Source organism: Sinomicrobium pectinilyticum (assembly GCF_003725735.1).
In the GTDB taxonomy this organism is placed as follows: Bacteria; Bacteroidota; Bacteroidia; order Flavobacteriales; family Flavobacteriaceae; genus Sinomicrobium; species Sinomicrobium pectinilyticum.
Map to the genome: position 1 here is coordinate 1 of NZ_RJTM01000224.1, position 1,465 is coordinate 1,465.

General features: G+C 42.3%; 2 protein-coding genes. Both read left to right on the forward strand.

Features of this window, described 5'->3' with window-relative positions; translation table 11 throughout:
• The first annotated feature begins 135 nt into the window (after positions 1–135).
• Positions 136–1,086, forward strand: coding sequence for an alpha/beta hydrolase (locus ED312_RS23495; RefSeq protein ID WP_170164618.1), 951 nt, complete (start codon positions 136–138; stop codon positions 1,084–1,086).
• Positions 1,087–1,132: 46 nt separating this feature from the next.
• A complete protein-coding gene (locus ED312_RS23500) occupies positions 1,133–1,438 on the forward strand; it encodes a DoxX family protein (protein ID WP_240643180.1) in 306 nt (101 codons plus the stop codon).
• Positions 1,439–1,465 lie beyond the last annotated feature (27 nt).

Here is a 1,465-nt window from a genome sequence, read left to right on the forward strand (position 1 = left end):
ACCGATTTTTTTCAACCTTTGGGATCAACCCACACTTGAACAAAAATCAGAAATATATCAATGAACTTTTACTATACGGCACCATCGCCGCTTAATTTTTTAACGAACTATTGAAACATTTTAAATTAAATGCACATGAAGTACCAAAACAAAATCTCTGACGAGCTTGTACCCATCTTAAAAGCCTATACCAGCCAGCCCGCACCGCCCGAAGGAATGCCCTTGCAGGAAGTTTTTAGGGGGGCTTTACAACAAATGGCACAGCAGGTAGCTGTAAGTAGCACCGACCAACTACGGGTTGAAAATAAATTTTTCACCAACAGCGATGGGTTGGAAACGCAACTAAGGGTATTTACACCACTTACCGAAACCAATCCAAAACCACTATTGTATTGGATACACGGCGGTGGCACTATGAGTGGATTACCTGAGCAGGAAGACAGCACCTTGTACAATCTGGCCCTTGAGCTCGACTGTGTCATCACTTCTGTAAACTACCGCCTCACACCCGAAAATCCTTATCCAAAGCCACTTAACGACTGCTACGAAGGCTTGCTACATGTTGTTGGTAACGCCGATGAGTTTGGCATTAATAAAGACAAAGTAGTTGTGGGCGGTGGCAGTGCTGGTGGACTACTAACCACATCTGTTGCCATCAGAGCCAGAAACGAAGGTGGACCCAAAATTCTTTTGCAGGCAATGGCCTATCCCATGCTTGATATTAGGGACACATCTGACAGCAATAAAGAAATTAACAGCGTAGGCGTTTGGGATAGCTGGATGAACCATTACGGCTTTCAATGCTACCTCACCAATGTTCCCGAAAGTGAATATGGCAAGACTGTGCCGAATATGATAGAAGATTTAAGCAACCTGCCAGATGCGTTCATAGCAGTGGGAACTATGGATTGTCTGCGGGATGAATCCATCGAGTATGCCCAAAAACTTGCCGCTGCCGGCAACCAGGTAGAACTGCATATTTACCCCGGCATGGTGCATGTTTTTGACGGGCTGGCTCCAGATGCCAAAGCATCAAAAGATTTTTGGAGTGCAAGGGTAGCAGCCATTAAAAGGGCGTTTGAATAACTAAAACCAACAGTTATGATACTAAAAATTATAAACGGCATACTCATTGGTAGCTGTATTTATGGGGCTAAAACAAGGCTATGCCATGCTAACGGGTAAACCCGAAATGATGGAAATGTTTGGTAAGTGGAATTTCAATAAAACCGGACTGATGATTACCGGGGCCGTTACAATGCTAAGTGCTGTAATGATTCTTTTTCCTAAAACATTTGTTTGGGGAAATTTTTTAATGGCTGTGGGAATTTTGCTAATCATTTGTTTTCATTTTGCAGATAAAGACCTTAAAGGCGTGGCTATTGAGCTACCGTTTCTTTTACTCAATACTGTGTTACACTTTGATAAAAGTTTCTGATTTATAATGAAATAAGTGTATAAAAAG